The sequence below is a fragment of the Pseudoalteromonas sp. UCD-33C genome (genome assembly GCF_001306895.1).
Taxonomy (GTDB): Bacteria; Pseudomonadota; Gammaproteobacteria; order Enterobacterales; family Alteromonadaceae; genus Pseudoalteromonas.
In genome coordinates this window covers 38461-54013 of record NZ_LJTB01000003.1, presented here as the reverse complement: position 1 = coordinate 54013, position 15553 = coordinate 38461, and the positions used below count along the sequence as shown (strand labels likewise).

Below are 15553 nucleotides of genomic sequence, written 5' to 3'. Positions count from 1 at the left end.
AGTACCATGTTCGACGCAGAAGTTTTGATGGCACCGATTATTGTTTTTATGGTGGTTGTTGCCCCACTTTGGCTAATTTTACATTACCGTAGTAAAAAACAAGTGAGCCAAGGTTTAAGTGAACACGAGCACCGCCAATTATTAGAGCTTGCACAAAAAGCAGATAAAATGGCAGAGCGTGTTGAAACATTAGAAGCCTTACTTGACCAAGAGGCTCCGCAGTGGAGACGTAAAGTATGAGTACCAAACGCGAATTATTTAGAGACGCAGAGCGTGGCAAAATAGCAGGTGTGTGCGCAGGTATCAGCGATTACTTTAACATGGAGCTTTGGCTAGTACGTATTTTAGTCGTGACAGCAGTACTATTATCAGGTGGTCCATTTATTGTCGTTGCTTACATTGCTGCTTGGTTTATTTTAGATAAAAAACCAGCAGAAAAAACAGAGAAAAGCACAGACAGCATTCACCAAGACCCGCTTGAAGTAAAATTTAAAGTATGGCAAAAAGGGGAACCACCTCGCCGTGCATTGCAAGACTTAAAAGATCGTCTTGCTCGAGTTGATGGTCGTTTACAAGAGATGGAACGCTATGTCACATCAACAGAATTTACGGTTAGCCGTGAAATCAACAAACTTTAAAGGATATATACGCACCTTGTTTGCATCGTGATACCCAGCGCAAATAAGGTGCTAGACACTTTATGAGCCAATCATTTGCAAAGAACACCTTTAATTCGTTAAAAAATAAAGCGGAAAAAGCCCTTCACCGTAGTTTAGATCAACACGTGAAATTAGCCGTCACAGGCTTAAGTGGCAGCGGTAAAACCGCTTTTATTACCGCCTTGGTTAAACATTTAACCAGCCAAGCTGACGATAAAAACTTACCTTTTTTTGATGTGATGCGCGAAAAGCGTCATATCGCCACAAAAATAGTGCCGCAGCAAGCACTGACAATACCGACATTTGAATATACAAATGCTTTATCAGCGTTATTACCTGTTGAAGGTGAGCCTGCATGGCCTGCATCTACCGAGCGTATAAATACGCTACGTTTAGCAATTAAGTACCAAAGTAACTCGGGGCTACGCGGTCACTTCGCACCGCAATCAACGCTCTATTTAGACATTATTGATTACCCTGGTGAATGGCTACTTGATTTGCCAATGCTAGAGCAATCATTTGCTGATTGGTGTGAGTCACAATACTCACTCTTGCAGCAAACAGCACGCAACGAAAAAGCGAAGCCATTTTTAACAGCCCTTGCTGAACTTGATTTATCAGCCAGTGTTGATGAGAGCAAACTTGCTGATGTCGCTTCGCTTTATCAGCAGTTATTAGTGGGCCTTAAAAAAGACACCAAACTTGCCATGCTGCAACCTGGTCGCATGCTGATGCCAGGCGAGCTTAAAGGAGCGCCGCTACTGCAGTTTTTCCCGGTTGCGAATGTGCCTGATGACATAACCGAAGGGTCGAATTTAGCGCATCTTAAAAAGCGCTATAACGCCTATGTAAAAGAGGTTGTAAAACCTTTTTACGAGCAGCATTTTCGTCATTTTGACCGACAAATTGTGCTGGTGGATGTGCTCAGCGCCTTGAATGAAGGCAGCGAAACCTTGCATGAGCAAAGCCGTGTTATTAACCAATTGTTGGCGCACTTTAATTATGGTGAAGCGAGCTTCTTTAAACGTTTGTTTAAACCAAACATCGACAAGCTACTGTTTGCGGCCAATAAGTCAGATCATATTAGTGCGCAATATCATAAAGACTTAGCGCTATTGCTTGATTCAATCGTGCATGACCGAACGAATCATTTAAAGTTCGAAGGCGTGCAAATCGAAACCATGGCAATGTCATCTATCTGCGCTACAGAGCCGCGCCAAGTGGCTGAGAAAGGCCAACAGTTAGCTTGTATTTATGGCAAGCCTTTAGGCGAGCAAGAATGGCTAACGTATTTACCACCGCAGCCACCGTCACGCCTTCTCAACAAACAAGAGTGGCCAAAACAGGGCTTTGAGTTCTTATCGTTTTCGCCACTGCCATGCCCTGATAAACGGTTAAAGCATATTCGTTTAGATCATGTCATGCAGTACCTGATAGGAGATAAACTAACATGAGTGAGCAACCAAAGGAGATGAACTTTCAGGCAGGTCGCCGTATTTCAAGCTCTGCAAGTAACGAAGCTCCTACAGAGGAGTTAACTGTTGCTAAAGTGATAGAAAACGCTGAATTTATCGACACTGAAGAAGATCAGCAAGATAGCATTGAGCTTGAGCCTGTGTATAAAAAGTCGAAATGGCAAACCCTAAAAGGGGTGTTTGTTGTTAGCTTTTTAGCGTTAGTGTTACTTGAGTTTGCACTGTCATTGTTTGTGACGTTTCAGCAATCAATTATTTTAGGTTCGGTGTATTTAACGGCTGTTCTCAGTGGTGTGCTGCTGATTGCCCGTGTTATTTGGCGCGAGTACCGCATGCTAAGAAGTTTGAAGCGTAATCAATTGCATCGTACCGAGGCCGACCGCTTACTCAATAGCGAGCAAGTAGGTGAAGCATTACCGTGGCTTGAAAAGCTTAATAAACATCAAACGCTTACTGGGTTTGAAGAGTTTAAGCAACAAATAGCAAGTCACCATACCGATAAAGAAATCATGACCTTATACGCCGATAGCTTATTGGTAAGCCAAGATCAGCAAGCGAAAAAACTGATTAACCGTTTTGCCACTGAGTCTGGCTTATTGGTTGCGCTAAGCCCACTAGCTTTAGTTGATATGATGGCGGTGCTATGGCGTGGCACTAAGCTCATTGAGCAAATTGGCCGTATTTACGGTATTGGTTTTGGTTATGCAAGCCGTATTAAATTGTACCGCTTATTAGTGAAACAAGTATTGTTTGTTGGTAGTGCAGAGTTAGTTTCAGATTTAGCAGCAACGGCACTAAGCGCTGAATTACTGGGGAAATTGTCGGGCCGAGCAGCGCAAGGGCTAAGTGCAGGTATTTTTACCGCGCGTATAGGGTATAAAGCGATGGAGCTTAGTCGCCCATTACCTCGCTTAGAGCATAAGCGCAGCTTGCTAAAAGAAACCGCCAATAGTATTGCCCGTAAAATTGCCTCACGTACGAGCGACAAAGAGACCGAAAATACAAAATGACAACTTTTGTGTACAGTTAATAAAAACAGCTGAGTGATATTTAGCCATCTGAGCATCCGGCATGCTTGTGCATTGTGGGTATCTACGTTTTATTTATGAGTATGAAGTACTGATAATAAAAACGAGAACACACAATGACTAAGCATCACTTACATACACAATGTATTCACGGTCCAGAAAAACCAAATGACCCACATGGCGCACTGAGTGCGCCACTTTACCAAACCTCTACCTTCTCTTTTGCTAATGCAGCCCAAGGTGCAGCCCGATTTGCTGGTGAAGAGCAGGGCTTTATTTATACCCGTTTAGGTAATCCGACAACCCAAGAGCTAGAACAAAAAGTAGCTCAGTTAGAAAACTGTGAAGCAGCGGCTGCCACAGCAACGGGTATGGGGGCGGTGTCTGCGTCTGTGCTTAGCTTTTTACAACACGGTGACCACCTAGTCGCATCAAGCGCGTTATACGGTTGTACCTTTGCATTTTTTGCTCACATGTTGCCGCGCTTTGGTATCGAAGTTACTTTTGTTGATATGACCAATGAAGCTGAACTTCGCGGCGCGGTTAAAGCCAATTCAAAAATGATTTTTGCTGAAACGCCAATTAATCCGACCATGGCGGTGCTTGATCTAAGTTTAATTGCCGATGTTGCCAAGCAGCATCAGCTGATAAGCGTTATCGACAATACCTTCTTAACGCCTTTGCTACAGCAACCGACCTCGTTTGGTATTGATATTGTGTTACACAGCGCAACTAAATACCTAAATGGCCATGGTGATGTGGTAGCAGGGCTTGTGTGTGGCACAGAGGAGCATATCAACCTAATCAAAATGACGGTGCTAAAAGATATTGGTGCAACGATTAGTCCTCATGATGCATGGTTAATTAATCGTGGTTTAAAAACCCTTGCTGTACGCATGGAGCGCCACTGTGCAAGTGCCCAAGTGGTTGCTGAATATTTAGAGCAACACCCGTTAGTTAGCCAAGTTTATTACCCTGGGCTTAAATCACATCCGGGCCATCAATTTATTGGCTCACAGATGAAAGCCGCTGGTGGTGTTATTGCCTTTGAAATAAAAGGCAGCCTTGAAGATGGCGAAACATTTATAAATAACACCCAACTTTGTACCCTTGCTGTGAGTTTAGGGGATGCTGAAACCCTCATTCAACATCCTGCATCGATGACACATTCGCCTTATACACCCGAAGAAAGAGCAGCTGCTGGGATCAGTGATGGTCTAATTCGATTATCAGTTGGTCTTGAGGATGTTAACGATATTATTAACGATCTTAAAACTGCATTTACATTCATTGGTTAGGTTGTAATTTAAAGTTTACGGTTGTGTTTGCTTTTAGCCCTTTAAAAGTGTGGTGTGTAAACTTTTAGTTCTTTTGGTGTAACCTTAACTTTACGTTGGGGCTGTTTCTGCAAACCTTAGAAACAGCCTTAACTATTAAAATTTCGCTTACTTTTACATAGTATCGGCTTAACAAGTTAATGAGATTCTGATCAATGCTGATCAAGATTTAACGAAGAAGGTTATTATGGCTAAAGCAAGTAATTACACCTCCAAGCAACCTGATGAAAATGGGGTTATCCATTGGAGCGAAGAAGAAAATAAAATATGGTCTGAGCTAGTTGCTCGCCAACTCACTTGCATTGAAGGTAAAGCCTGTGATGAATATTTAGCAGGTCTTAAGAAAATTAATTTACCAACAGATCGTATTCCACAACTTAGTGAACTCAACGAAGTGTTACTCGAAACAACGGGCTGGCAAGTTGCGCCTGTTCCGGCACTGATCGATTTTGATGAGTTCTTTCGATTACTAGCAAACAAGCAGTTCCCAGTAGCGACTTTTATTCGCAGCCGTGAAGAGTTTGACTACTTACAAGAGCCAGATATTTTCCACGAGATTTTTGGTCATTGTGCGATGCTTACCAACCCAGCATTTGCTGAGTTCACACACAAATATGGTCAGTTAGGTTATGCCGCTGAAAAGAAAGATCGTGTTTATTTAGCACGCCTTTACTGGTTTACTGTTGAGTTTGGTTTAATGCAAACCGAACAAGGTCTGCGAATTTATGGTGGTGGTATTTTATCAAGCCCAGGCGAAACACAATACGTGTACTCAGATAAGCCAGAAATCAATGCGATGAACGTGCTTGATGTATTACGTACACCTTATCGTATTGATATTATGCAGCCTGTGTACTACACCATAAACTCAATCAATGACTTATTTGATATTTCACAAATGGATATCATGTCGCTGGTGAGTAAAGCAAAAGAATTAGGGCTACATGAGCCAAAGTTTCCTCCTAAAGAAAAATTAGCAAGTTAAGGATTTATAATGTCTTCATTAAGCACACAAAAGTGTGAAGCGTGTCGTGCGGATGCGCCTAAAGTATCTGATGCTGAATTAGCAGAATTGATCAAAATGATCCCTGATTGGGTTCCTGAAGTGCGCGACGGCATTATGCAATTAGAGCGTGTTTACAAGTTTAAAAACTTCAAGCAAGCACTTGAGTTCACTAATAAAGTGGGCGATATGGCTGAAGAAGAAGGTCACCACCCAGGTCTGTTAACCGAGTGGGGCAAAGTAACTGTTACTTGGTGGAGCCACTCTATCAAAGGGTTACACAAAAATGATTTTATCTGTGCTGCTAAAACAGACGATGTATTCGCTGCACTGTAAATTTTAAGTTCTGCCCAGAACGATAAAAGGCGTAACCTCAGGTTGCGCCTTTTTGCTTTTTTAGAGTCCAAGAATTAACATTGAACTCTTATCTTTGCGAGAACACTAGAAAAGTAAATAATGAAAAACAAAGCGCTTATTCTGCCATTCCTACTCATTTTACTGCCCTTAATTGATAGTTTGTTTATCCCGCAAACATTTGGCATTCAATGGCACAGCCCTAAGCTGATGTATCAAATAGGCGTAGCACTGATGATTGTAAAGCTCACTATGGTTGCCATTGGGCTTTGGTTATTACTCAAAGCAAAGCGCCTTTATATGGAAGCCAGTAAATCGACCCGTATTCTTAAATTTTCAGTCTTTTTACTTGGCGGCTTACAAGTGGTGATAATGACAGCAATATGCTTTTGGTATTTAGTAGCGGGCACGCAAGCGAAATATTTTATACTGCAAGACAACATTGCTGTATTTACCGCTGATTATGGCGTATTTGCCCCGGTACATCATGAGTTCTCATTTATATGCTTTGATGCCAATGGTTTTTACCACATGCAACCCATAGCCCAGCTACCTTGGCTCGGAACCTTTACCTTTACTAGCCAAGATTCACGTTTGATCATTCAACATAAAAACCAAAGTGGCGCGAATACTCAAGAAATTTCATTAAAAGGGGTTGGCTGTTTGCAGTGAGAGGTGTTGGCTTTGTGAAAGGAGGCTGCAATTATAAGTGGTTTTCAGGAAGCTGAGATTGGTTTAGTACGGCAACAATCATTATAAAACCATCTTCTTTAATAAAATAAGCAGTGTGTTTACCAATAGGAAAGTAAAAACCATTTGGATAAATGTCATTACAGCTACGCCCAATTTCTGGATTTTTTACTACTCTTTTACATAATGTTTTATAAAGTATCCAAGAAGTCTTTACCATCAACTACATTACCTTGAGCTAAGTCTCTTTTTGCGTTTTCAAAGCAATGCTTAATATAGTCAACTTTCTTAGTTTTTAGTTCTTCATAATCCTTATTAGACATGACCAATACAGCGTCCTTGTTGTTTTGACTAATTTTAATAGGCTTACGTTGGGCGTTTAAAAGTCGTTCACCAAAATTACGTTTTGCATCATTTGCTGTTAGTGTATTCATGGCTGCTCTCTACAATAAAGTGATAGGGGAATTGTATTAAAAAGCATGAAATGGTCAAAATAATTAAATCGCGCGATTCGTGTGAGTTCTGTAGTTTTACTTGCAAGGCACTGATTATATAAGGCACGTAACATACATAAGAGAATAATGAAATTTATATTAGATGACATAGTAATCGAGCATATTGAAAACTCTGATCCTATTTCAATAAAAGTAGGAAAGGTTGGCTGTAGCCATGGTTATATTGACTTAGAAGTAAATATGCTATCTATCTCTCAAGCAAATGAAGCACTTACAACAGGTAGAAAGCCAAAAAGCTTAAAATTTGGTTCAGCCCTCAAAGGGTGTAAGTTTAAATTTAGTAAGCAAGAGACAAAATTTTACACAGGTTCAATGCTTTGGTGGTGTTTGCCACTAAGCTTTCGCTGGGAACCTCTTTATTGCTATGAAATAAAAGAGGTTATTAGAATGATTCACTATTTTAAAGCATTATAAGGCGAGTATTTTAAACGCGAATCGTAGCTGTAAACTTAGTTCTGCGTTAGTGTATCTAGTTGGTCATTTCTAAATCATGAATGTGACATGACACATGGAGACAAATTGAATAGTTTAAGGATAGTAAAATACACTTTAGTCATGCTGGTTTTGAATACCGTATTAAGTACTTTTATCACTCTAAAAATTGGTAGTGATAACTTAGCTTCACTCTCATTCGGCAAATATTTTACATACCAGTTATTACCATCTTATTTATTGAACGCAGGTATCTATACCGTAATGGCTAAGCACAATGTTGTAAAAGCTTGGAATTATGCCCTAAGTGTATATTTACTGGGCTTTATAGTGGGAACAGTAATTGTATCGATACTATTACAAACGTTATTTATCCCACCTTTATGGTTTGTAGAAGTGCCTCTGAGTATAGCCTTTGCGATTGTTGGTACTGTCATCGGAATTAAGTTAGGTACTCTGGATAGCAAGGAAGCCCAAGGGCCCTGATCTTGTTTTTTCTTTCATAAGGCAAAAGCAAGACTTGGCCCTCTTAAAACTTTAGGTTGGGAAATATGAATATTACAAAAGCATCAGAGTTGATGGCCCTTCACAGAGCCATTGTCGAGGCAAAGTTCAAAGAGTCGCACTTTGATTCCGCCATTCCATATAGTGGGATTATTGCAGATTTATCATCAAGGATTCTTGCTGATATTGTCCATGCTCTGCAAGAAAACGGCGAGCACGATGAAGCGATTGGTTGGTCGTCATTAATTAAACTAAATGAAGATTGGCATGGCTATGAATGTATAAAGAATTGGATACGAGAAACTAGAAGTTGGATTGATATGGATGAGGAAGATAAATCACAATTCATTAAAGTTTTGTGCTCACCATACCAAGCATCAAAACATCAACTAAACAACTTAATTAAGTTTGGTGATACAAATTGTAAGGTTTAACTTTTTAGTACCCTGTAGCTGGTAAAAATAATGAATTGTTTAATTTTGAAGGCTTAGGTCTTGTGCCTATTGAGTAAAAAGTCATAAGCAAAATCTAACCCAATAGATTGAAAAAATTAAAGGTAATAGATAAATGTCAGGTAAAAAGTTGTATACATTTTTAATGGATTGGAATGGCGGTACTTTCATATCTCAGTCTAGGGGTGACAATATTCAAGAAGCAACGAAGGGTTGGTTAAATCAATTAAGTATTGAAGAAATAAAAACATCTGAAAGAAGTCTTTCTTTGTTTAAGAGTAGCTTACAGGACGATTTGCAGCCAATTGCAATAGAGGGTAATACATCTGTTTGGTGTCTTTCTGAATTCATAAGTGGTGAGTTAGCAATCATTAATATAATCGCCACTCTCGAAAAATAAAATTACTCTACTGGTTAGAGCAAATGGAGGGTGGAGCTACCTTTCGGCTTCTAAAAAGTCTAAAACTAAGAGGCAATAGATTTATGCCAAAGTTAAGTCAAATAGAACTTTACCTTGACGGTAATTATTCGGAAGAAGATAAAAAGGTGTTTCTTTTTAAGTCTCGTTGCTTGTGTAATTTTTGGGAAAGGGAAATCAGTAAACTCAAGTTTACCTCTAAATACTCACGAATAAATGTTTATGTGACAGATGGCAGTACAGAGATAAGGGTGCAGCCAATGAAAGTTGTGCCTTTCCTCGAAGTTGTAGTTCATTACCCGTTAGAGAAAATAAGCCATTTAAAGGATTCTCAGTTTCAACAGCATTACATAAGGATATTAGAAAAAGCTTTGTCGGCTGCTATATCTGCAATGCCAATTCCTCTTGAACAAAGCTTGGATATATTGCAACGGTTCGAAGCTAACAATTATGAGAATGAATGGGTTCAATCTGAAAAAGTATCGGCCAAGAAATCAATAGAATCTAAAGTCATTGCTACACTCTCAATGCATGAATTTAAATTAACTCAATTTGTTTATTTGGATTGCAAATTAGCAGATCAACTAATTATTGCTAAGACTCTACCAAGAGAACTCTTGTTTAATAGTTATCTAGGCAAGCTTTCTATATCAAAGGGCAATATTCTTGAATATAAAAAAGGAAAAAGTACATTGTCACAATTTGATCTTACTTCAGCTAAATTTATTTAGTTTTTTAACTAAGCGTATATGAAGTGGGCTGCTCTATCTTTTTACTTTAATAAGTAAAAAAACATGACCTGATAATCATTATTACCCTTTATCAGAACTGCCAGTTCTCAACATATTTAATCGCTGGCAGTCATTCCCTAGCTTATCTGTTATTGCTTTACCTGAACTTCGACTTCTTGCCCGGTTTGTAGTTGCTCGGCGCCGCGCACTGCAACTTTATCGCCCGCATTTAAAGCGATGTTAGAAGTCGGGGTGACTTCAACAAGTTTATCTTTACCATTACCTACTTTTACGGGAACTTGCAGGGCTTTGTTGTCGTTGTCGATTTTGACGATATGGGTGCCTTTTTTGCGTAAGATAAGCGCATCGCGATTCACCAGTAGTACATCCCCTTTGCTTTTTAGTGGCACGGCTACATCAACCAGTTGGCCAATCGCCCATGTTTGCTCGGCGTCTCTTGGTAGTAGGGCGCGTACTTCTACAGTTTGTGAACGCGGATCGGTTGATGGGATCACCGCTGTTACGGTAGCTGTTGTCATATCAGGGGCTGATAAGTCGCCGGCTTGAATTGGTAACTCTATGCCTTTGTGTAAAAACTTTAAGTATTTAACAGGCACGTACAAACGCACTTCTAAGTTATTAATATCGAGAAGGGTGACCAGTTCATCAGCACGATTTATTTCGCGGCCAGCGCGTTTAAAACGCTCGCTGATCACGCCATCAAATGGGGCGCGAACGGTTGCACGGGAAAGCTGATCGTCTATCACTTTTAATTCAACCTTAGCCAGTGCGATATCAGATAACGCAAGGTCATGCTTATTTTGCATATCATCAACTTGGCTTGCTGCTGCACTGCTGGCTTTGGCGAGTTTTTGTAAACGAGCTAGCTCTTGTTGATATAAGCGTAAGTTTATTTTGGCGCGATTGAGCATTTCTTGCTGGCGTGCTTTTTCAAGTTCAAGCGGCAAAGTATCCATACGTACTAGGGTATCGCCACTTTTAACCAGAGTACCTGGCTCAACAACATATAATAAACGGCCGCTAACGCCTGCTGTTAAGGTTACATCATCTTTGCCATACAAAGTGCCACTAACTTCAATTTCGCTTGTCAGCGGAGCTTGTGTGACGGTTTCTACAGTAACCGGCACGACTGCAAAGGCGTTAAATGCGATAAGACTAAATAGCGCACAAAAGCGAGCGGTTAATTTACGAAAAGGTGTGTTCATTGTTTTAATACTCATTGATTCGATACTAAGCTTAAAGGCGTTTTTTCTGGTTGCTGTTTGTTATTAACAGGCGGTAGTTGTCTGCCAAGTTGCAATAAACTTGGCATTAATATCAGGGTGAATAGGGCGCTAATGGCCATGCCGCCGACAATCACAGTGGCAAGGCCACGGTAAATTTCTGATCCTACCCCCGGCATTAGCATCAGTGGCAGCATGCCAAATAAGCTGGTTAAGGTACTTAAGTAAACGGGTCTTGCGCGCAGCAGCACTGCTTGGCGAACGGCGTCTTCTCGACTGAGCCCAGCGGCCATTGCGACACGGGTTTGGTCAACCAATAAAATGGCATTATTTACCACCAGACCCAGCAAGATAATAAAGCCAATCATGGTCAGTAAGTCGAGCGATTGGAAGGTAAATAAGTTAAGTACAAATAAAGCCAGTACACCGCCTGCAATTGCCAGTGGCATAACCAGTAAAACTAACGCGCTGTCTTTGGCTGACTTAAACAATGCGGTCATTAGCAAGAATAAAATAAACAGAGCCAAGATAAAGTTGATTGTCATTTCTTGCATGGCCGAATTCATCTTTTGTGCGTTACCGGCCAAAATTGCGCCAGAGCTGTCGGGCAAGCTTGCACGAACTTTCGGCATAACTTGCTCTGAGAGAATGGTTTGCGCTTGTTGTAAGCTCATATCTGCTGGTGGCGTGACAACAATACTCACGGTACGGCGGCCATTAACACGTCTAAGCTGGGTTGGCCCTACGGTGCGTTCAATATTGGCAAGCTCGCCTAAAGTTTGAATACCTGATTGTGGGGTCACAATGGGCAGTGCTTTAAGCTCCTCTGGAGTTTGCCACGGTATACCGCGCAAAATCACGTTCATGCGTTCGTTGCCATCAAAGTATTCATTAACAAATAACCCACCTGTATAGGCTTGCACTGCTTGAGATACATCACGACGAGTTAGCCCTGCTTGGGTTATACGGCGGTCATTAGGTGTGAGCCTAAGTTCTGGCTCTGCCATATCGAGTCGTGGTTGTGGCCTTGCAGTGGCATTCGGCATTGCTTCAGTGACAGCTTGCAGCGCCACATTAGCACCGGCTATTAGCTCGTCCATATTCGGACCCGTTAAATCGATATTGATATTGCGACCATCACCGCCATTAGCAACTTGGATCATCGACCCTCTAAAGAAGAATACTTGGGTGTCGGGCAAATCAATGAAGATCTCTTCTCGGGCAACCTTCATTAATTCTTCAACACGTTGTGGATCGGCAGAATAAATAAAACCGCCAGCGTTCGAACCAAAAGCATAAAAGTTAAAATCTTTAATTCCCGGCTCTTTTTCACCTGTGTAATAAGGCATTAAACGCTTTTTAATACGCATCAGCAGCTCTTCTTCCATAAACTGCACATTGCCGCCAGGCGGGGTATTTAAGTTAAAGAAAAAGCCATCGGTTGGTGCGCGCGGCATAAAATCAGTTTTCGGGAGCATGGTCATGGTCGCGACGAGTGAGCCACCCAATAACGACACTATCCATACTATTTGTTTAACGCGGGTATTGGTAAGCGCCATGATGAAGTTAGTTAGCTTCTGCCAATATTCACGATAAGGATCCGCTTTTAGCTCTTTGTCTGGCCAAAAATGGTTAGCCAACGGAATAAGTGTAATTGCGCAAATCATAGAGGCAATAACAGCAATAGATAAGGTGAGCGCCAAATCAGAGAATAACTGCCCCTCAATACCTGCCATAAATAAAATTGGCAAGAAGATAGCAACGCTAGTGGTGGTTGAAGCAAATAAAGCGCCAGTTACTTGAGCTGCGCCTTTTAGCGCGGCTTTTTTACTATCAAAGCCTTCACTTCTGAGCCTTGCGATGTTTTCTTGCACAATGATGGCGGCATCAAGTACTAAGCCAACAGCAAAGGCAAGACCCGCCAGTGAAATAACATTTAAACTGCGGTCAAAAATATTTAACGTTAAAAACGCAACTAACAAAGAGACAGGAATTGTCGCTGCAATGACAAACGTGGCCTTTAAGCCCCTAAAGAACAACCACAAGATTAAACACGACAGCAAAACACCTAGGCCTAAGTTACTTTTAACCAAGGACAAGGCATTACGAATATGCACTGAGGCATCAAAACTTAATTCAATCGATAAGCCATTTTCAGCCAGCGGCCCTTCGTTTAGCTCTTTAATGGCAAGGTTAATTTCGTCGAGTAGGGCAACGGTATTGGCTTCGTTAGCGCGCGAAATACGAATGTAATACGCGGGTTTACCATTTCGACCACTCATTCCTAAACGGTCAGAAAAAGTGCGTTCTACACTTGCGATATCGCCAAGGTAAATGGGTCTATCGCCTGAATAACCAACGCGCATTTGTGCCATGCTTGATAAATCATATTGCCCAGTAAAACGTACGGTATATTGACGACGGCCAACATTGGCAAGGCCACCAGAGGTATCGCGTGAGCTGGCTAATACGTTACTGATTTGGTCAAGGCTGACGCCAAGTGCGGCGGCTTTGTGAGGGTCAAAGGTAATACGTAATTCTTTTGGTCGCTCACTGGCTAAGTCAACGCGGGCAACACCAGGAATACGTGCCAAACGGGGCTCAACAAATTCATCGATTTGTTTTTGGAACTGCGCCATGTCTAAATCAAGGCTGTCGCTATTAAAATCTTTTGGGGTGACCAGTAACGTTGCTGCGGCTTCACCATTATTACCGCCAGCAAACACCACAGGATCAAATGCATCTAACGGCAGGGGCGGCGCTTGGTTAAGGCTAGTTAACACATCAAGCATGGCCTGTTGCATGTTTTGCCCAACAGCAAAAGTCAACGTGATAGAGCCATTGCCACGGTTAATGTAAGTATTAACCTCTAGAGCACCCGGAGTGTTTTTTACTGCGTTCTCGAGCGGCTCAATGATCACTGATTCAATCTCTTCAGGTGCAGCTTGGCGCCAGCCAGAGAAAATAGTGATCTGCGGTTGCTCAATATCTGGTGTGAGCTGAATTGGCAGCTTAAAAATGCTCAACATGCCAAACAACATAATCAACACCAAGATGACAATAACACTCGCAGGGTTTTTCAGCGAACTACGTGTCAGATTCATTGTGTGTGTTCCAAAATCAGTTTGTGTGCATTGTAGTGCGATGTAAAAAAAGTGCCAGTGAGGTAAATGAAATGTGTTTCAGAAGTAACGCTGAATAGCCGTAATTAAGCGATAAAATGTGTATTTGAAATAAGATGTAACAATTTAGCTGAGGCGCTTTAAGTTTTAAGCATTAAGTAATAGCGCCTGAAACTAGTGAGCAGTATCTTTTCGGCTAAGGGAAGCCACATTTTGCTCAAACACACGTTTTACTTCTGCACTGTAGTGATTGTGGTCGTTAATGGTGATAAATGGGTTCGTAAAACTAACATCACAGAAAACCGTATAACACTGGATTTTAACTGCAACTCGATCTGGGGTTGCAAGGCCATCTAAGGTTGTTTGCAATGCTTCAAAAACATAATCTTTATTAACGTGCGATGTTAAAGCAACTTCAAGTTCTTTAACTTCTATGCGATGTGAATTCATATCAGTTACAAAAAATTCGTATAGGTAACTACGTGATACAAACAGCAAGATTGCCACAAGGTAGAATAACCCTGTGTAATAAAATAACTCCGTGTGGGTAAAACTCCGAAAAGACTTAAACATTTTCACTATTGATTTGTTTGTTTTTTATACTAAAACATATTTGCGGGTATATCTCAACAAACTAGCTAAAAATCATTGCATTACAGATAATAAAAAAGCGCGAAACTAGCTAGCATCGCGCTTCTTAACCTCTAAAACTTAAAGCTGACGGCTGACGGCTGACGGCTTAAAGCTCAGTCTTGTTATTCATCAATCGAGCGAAGTAGGGCATTAATACCTACTTTTTCGCGAGTTTGCTGATCTACTTTTTTTACGATGATGGCAGCATATAGGCTGTGCGAACCATCTTTTGACGGTAAAGAACCAGGAACAACAACCGCACCGGCTGGTACTCGGCCGTAATGGATTTCGCCAGTTTCACGGTCATAGATACGTGTGCTTTGGCTGATGTAAACACCCATTGAGATAACGGCGCCTTCTTCAACTACAACACCTTCAACAATTTCAGAACGTGCGCCAATAAAGCAGTTGTCTTCAATAATAGTTGGGTTAGCTTGTAGTGGCTCAAGCACACCACCAATGCCTACACCGCCCGACAAGTGAACGTTTTTACCAATTTGTGCACATGAGCCAACCGTTGCCCATGTATCAACCATGGTACCTTCATCAACGTAGGCGCCAATGTTGACATAAGATGGCATAAGCACTACGTTTTTACCTACGAAGCTGCCTTTACGTGCCACAGCATTAGGCACAACACGCATGCCGCCTTGTTGGAATTGCTCTGGTGTAAAGTCGCTAAATTTAAGTGGTACTTTGTCGTAAAACTGATTAACACCATCGCTCATTGGTTGGTTATCACGAATACGGAAAGACAGTAGCACCGCTTTTTTTAACCATTGATGTACAACCCATTCACCACTGATTTTTTCAGCAACACGTGCAGCGCCGCTATCAAGTAATTCAAGCGCGTCGATAATAGCTTGTTTTACTTCACTTGATACCGTGCTTGGGCTGATGCTATCGCGGTTGTCCCAGGCGTTTTCGATCATGGTTTTTAAATCTGACATAAGATC

Annotated in this window: 19 protein-coding genes; 13 read left to right on the top strand and 6 right to left on the bottom strand. The window is 41.4% G+C overall.

Annotated features, from left to right (window positions below):
• Positions 1–6: 6 nt before the first annotated feature.
• The 8 genes from pspB (at position 7) to AOG26_RS08285 (ending at position 6528) form a co-directional block, all read left to right on the top strand.
• Entirely contained in the window at positions 7–240 is a 234-nt protein-coding gene (pspB, locus tag AOG26_RS08320; protein ID WP_036969793.1) for an envelope stress response membrane protein PspB, read from the top strand.
• Entirely contained in the window at positions 237–638 is a 402-nt protein-coding gene (gene pspC / locus AOG26_RS08315; protein WP_054562063.1) for an envelope stress response membrane protein PspC, read from the top strand. The genes pspB and pspC overlap by 4 nt, the downstream gene beginning before the upstream one ends.
• 62 nt (positions 639–700) lie before the next feature.
• Positions 701–2113, top strand: coding sequence for a YcjX family protein (locus AOG26_RS08310; protein WP_054562062.1), 1413 nt, complete (start codon positions 701–703; stop codon positions 2111–2113).
• Complete coding sequence (locus tag AOG26_RS08305) at positions 2110–3144, top strand: TIGR01620 family protein (protein ID WP_054562061.1); 1035 nt, start codon at positions 2110–2112, stop codon at positions 3142–3144. Before AOG26_RS08310 ends, AOG26_RS08305 begins: the two co-directional genes overlap by 4 nt.
• A gap of 134 nt (positions 3145–3278) precedes the next feature.
• Positions 3279–4460 carry a methionine gamma-lyase gene (gene megL / locus AOG26_RS08300; protein WP_054562060.1) on the top strand — a complete coding sequence of 394 codons (1182 nt, stop codon included), beginning with the start codon at positions 3279–3281 and terminating at the stop codon, positions 4458–4460.
• 226 nt (positions 4461–4686) lie between these two features.
• The gene (gene phhA / locus AOG26_RS08295) at positions 4687–5484 is read left to right on the top strand and encodes a phenylalanine 4-monooxygenase (protein ID WP_054562059.1); all 798 of its coding nucleotides are present in this window, start codon (positions 4687–4689) and stop codon (positions 5482–5484) included.
• A 9-nt stretch (positions 5485–5493) separates the two neighbouring features.
• Entirely contained in the window at positions 5494–5838 is a 345-nt protein-coding gene (locus tag AOG26_RS08290; protein WP_036969771.1) for a 4a-hydroxytetrahydrobiopterin dehydratase, read from the top strand.
• Between the two features lie 120 nt (positions 5839–5958).
• On the top strand, positions 5959–6528 hold the full coding sequence (locus AOG26_RS08285; protein WP_054562058.1) for a hypothetical protein: 570 nt from the start codon (positions 5959–5961) through the stop codon (positions 6526–6528).
• Between the two features lie 31 nt (positions 6529–6559).
• On the opposite strand, the gene AOG26_RS21050 is transcribed toward AOG26_RS08285, so the two are convergent.
• Entirely contained in the window at positions 6560–6766 is a 207-nt protein-coding gene (locus AOG26_RS21050) for a type II toxin-antitoxin system RelE/ParE family toxin (protein ID WP_082401586.1), read from the bottom strand.
• Positions 6738–6980, bottom strand: a complete 243-nt coding sequence (locus AOG26_RS08275) for a type II toxin-antitoxin system prevent-host-death family antitoxin (RefSeq protein ID WP_054562057.1) — start codon at positions 6978–6980, stop codon at positions 6738–6740. Before AOG26_RS08275 ends, AOG26_RS21050 begins: the two co-directional genes overlap by 29 nt.
• Before the next feature lie 147 nt (positions 6981–7127).
• On the opposite strand from AOG26_RS08275, the gene AOG26_RS08270 reads away from it, so the two are divergent.
• The 5 genes from AOG26_RS08270 (at position 7128) to AOG26_RS08250 (ending at position 9598) form a co-directional block, all read left to right on the top strand.
• The gene (locus tag AOG26_RS08270) at positions 7128–7475 is read left to right on the top strand and encodes a hypothetical protein (protein ID WP_054562056.1); all 348 of its coding nucleotides are present in this window, start codon (positions 7128–7130) and stop codon (positions 7473–7475) included.
• 87 nt (positions 7476–7562) lie between these two features.
• Positions 7563–7979, top strand: coding sequence for a hypothetical protein (locus AOG26_RS08265; RefSeq protein ID WP_152966948.1), 417 nt, complete (start codon positions 7563–7565; stop codon positions 7977–7979).
• Between the two features lie 65 nt (positions 7980–8044).
• Positions 8045–8431, top strand: coding sequence for a hypothetical protein (locus AOG26_RS08260; protein WP_054562054.1), 387 nt, complete (start codon positions 8045–8047; stop codon positions 8429–8431).
• A 133-nt stretch (positions 8432–8564) separates the two neighbouring features.
• Positions 8565–8849, top strand: a complete 285-nt coding sequence (locus tag AOG26_RS08255) for a hypothetical protein (protein ID WP_054562053.1) — start codon at positions 8565–8567, stop codon at positions 8847–8849.
• Between the two features lie 83 nt (positions 8850–8932).
• Positions 8933–9598: a hypothetical protein gene (locus AOG26_RS08250; RefSeq protein ID WP_152966947.1), complete on the top strand. Its 666-nt coding sequence runs from the start codon at positions 8933–8935 to the stop codon at positions 9596–9598.
• Positions 9599–9747: 149 nt separating this feature from the next.
• On the opposite strand, the gene AOG26_RS08245 is transcribed toward AOG26_RS08250, so the two are convergent.
• From AOG26_RS08245 to dapD, 4 genes are all read right to left on the bottom strand, one after another.
• Entirely contained in the window at positions 9748–10824 is a 1077-nt protein-coding gene (locus AOG26_RS08245; protein WP_054562341.1) for an efflux RND transporter periplasmic adaptor subunit, read from the bottom strand.
• Positions 10825–10835: 11 nt separating this feature from the next.
• Entirely contained in the window at positions 10836–13946 is a 3111-nt protein-coding gene (locus AOG26_RS08240; RefSeq protein WP_054562051.1) for an efflux RND transporter permease subunit, read from the bottom strand.
• Positions 13947–14138: 192 nt separating this feature from the next.
• Positions 14139–14414 carry a hypothetical protein gene (locus tag AOG26_RS08235; RefSeq protein ID WP_160316765.1) on the bottom strand — a complete coding sequence of 92 codons (276 nt, stop codon included), beginning with the start codon at positions 14412–14414 and terminating at the stop codon, positions 14139–14141.
• Between the two features lie 305 nt (positions 14415–14719).
• Entirely contained in the window at positions 14720–15547 is an 828-nt protein-coding gene (gene dapD / locus AOG26_RS08230; RefSeq protein WP_054562049.1) for a 2,3,4,5-tetrahydropyridine-2,6-dicarboxylate N-succinyltransferase, read from the bottom strand.
• Between the last annotated feature and the right edge of the window lie 6 nt (positions 15548–15553).

Excerpts from the sequence above, each read along its gene's own strand:
- pspB (WP_036969793.1), top strand. The coding sequence starts at position 7 with ATGTTCGACGCAGAAGTTTTGATGGCACCGATTATTGTTTTTATGGTG.
- pspC (WP_054562063.1), top strand. The coding sequence starts at position 237 with ATGAGTACCAAACGCGAATTATTTAGAGACGCAGAGCGTGGCAAAATA.
- AOG26_RS08310 (WP_054562062.1), top strand. The coding sequence starts at position 701 with ATGAGCCAATCATTTGCAAAGAACACCTTTAATTCGTTAAAAAATAAA.
- AOG26_RS08305 (WP_054562061.1), top strand. The coding sequence starts at position 2,110 with ATGAGTGAGCAACCAAAGGAGATGAACTTTCAGGCAGGTCGCCGTATT.
- megL (WP_054562060.1), top strand. The coding sequence starts at position 3,279 with ATGACTAAGCATCACTTACATACACAATGTATTCACGGTCCAGAAAAA.
- phhA (WP_054562059.1), top strand. The coding sequence starts at position 4,687 with ATGGCTAAAGCAAGTAATTACACCTCCAAGCAACCTGATGAAAATGGG.
- AOG26_RS08290 (WP_036969771.1), top strand. The coding sequence starts at position 5,494 with ATGTCTTCATTAAGCACACAAAAGTGTGAAGCGTGTCGTGCGGATGCG.
- AOG26_RS08285 (WP_054562058.1), top strand. The coding sequence starts at position 5,959 with ATGAAAAACAAAGCGCTTATTCTGCCATTCCTACTCATTTTACTGCCC.
- AOG26_RS21050 (WP_082401586.1), bottom strand. The coding sequence starts at position 6,766 with ATGGTAAAGACTTCTTGGATACTTTATAAAACATTATGTAAAAGAGTA.
- AOG26_RS08275 (WP_054562057.1), bottom strand. The coding sequence starts at position 6,980 with ATGAATACACTAACAGCAAATGATGCAAAACGTAATTTTGGTGAACGA.
- AOG26_RS08270 (WP_054562056.1), top strand. The coding sequence starts at position 7,128 with ATGAAATTTATATTAGATGACATAGTAATCGAGCATATTGAAAACTCT.
- AOG26_RS08265 (WP_152966948.1), top strand. The coding sequence starts at position 7,563 with ATGACACATGGAGACAAATTGAATAGTTTAAGGATAGTAAAATACACT.
- AOG26_RS08260 (WP_054562054.1), top strand. The coding sequence starts at position 8,045 with ATGAATATTACAAAAGCATCAGAGTTGATGGCCCTTCACAGAGCCATT.
- AOG26_RS08255 (WP_054562053.1), top strand. The coding sequence starts at position 8,565 with ATGTCAGGTAAAAAGTTGTATACATTTTTAATGGATTGGAATGGCGGT.
- AOG26_RS08250 (WP_152966947.1), top strand. The coding sequence starts at position 8,933 with ATGCCAAAGTTAAGTCAAATAGAACTTTACCTTGACGGTAATTATTCG.
- AOG26_RS08245 (WP_054562341.1), bottom strand. The coding sequence starts at position 10,824 with ATGAACACACCTTTTCGTAAATTAACCGCTCGCTTTTGTGCGCTATTT.
- AOG26_RS08240 (WP_054562051.1), bottom strand. The coding sequence starts at position 13,946 with ATGAATCTGACACGTAGTTCGCTGAAAAACCCTGCGAGTGTTATTGTC.
- AOG26_RS08235 (WP_160316765.1), bottom strand. The coding sequence starts at position 14,414 with ATGAATTCACATCGCATAGAAGTTAAAGAACTTGAAGTTGCTTTAACA.
- dapD (WP_054562049.1), bottom strand. The coding sequence starts at position 15,547 with ATGTCAGATTTAAAAACCATGATCGAAAACGCCTGGGACAACCGCGAT.